Origin of the sequence: Prescottella defluvii (assembly GCF_000738775.1) — a bacterium.
GTDB lineage: Bacteria > Actinomycetota > Actinomycetes > Mycobacteriales > Mycobacteriaceae > Prescottella > Prescottella defluvii.
In genome coordinates this window covers 1-415 of record NZ_JPOC01000178.1, presented here as the reverse complement: position 1 = coordinate 415, position 415 = coordinate 1, and the positions used below count along the sequence as shown (strand labels likewise).

Sequence of the window (415 nt, the reverse complement as noted above, 5' to 3'; positions counted from 1 at the left end):
CTTGATCTCGAACGGCACCGGCTGCTGCGCGGTGTGGGGGTGGGTCGGGCCTGCGTAGACCTTCAGCTTGCCCGCGATAGCGCGGCCCAGCTTGTTCTTCGGGAGCATGCCGGTGACGGCCTTCTCCACCAGGCGATCGGGGTTCTTCTCGAGAACCTCGCCGACCGAACGGGACTTGAGGCCACCCGGGTGTCCGGAGTGGTGGTACAGGAACTTGTCCGTACGCTTGTTGCCGCTGATGGCAACCTTGTCAGCGTTGATGATGACGACGAAGTCGCCACCGTCGATGTGCGGCGCAAAGGTGGGCTTGTGCTTGCCACGGAGCAGGTTCGCTGCCTGCACGGCAAGGCGACCGAGCACCACATCGGTGGCGTCGATGACGTGCCACGTGTGGGTGACGTCACCGGCCTTCGGG

The 415-nt window shown here is 64.8% G+C and carries 1 protein-coding gene; it reads right to left on the bottom strand.

Annotation, left to right across the window (positions count from 1 at the left end):
- A partial coding sequence (gene rplM / locus IJ15_RS0124340; protein ID WP_037136251.1) for a 50S ribosomal protein L13 occupies positions 1–415 on the bottom strand: 415 nt, incomplete at both ends.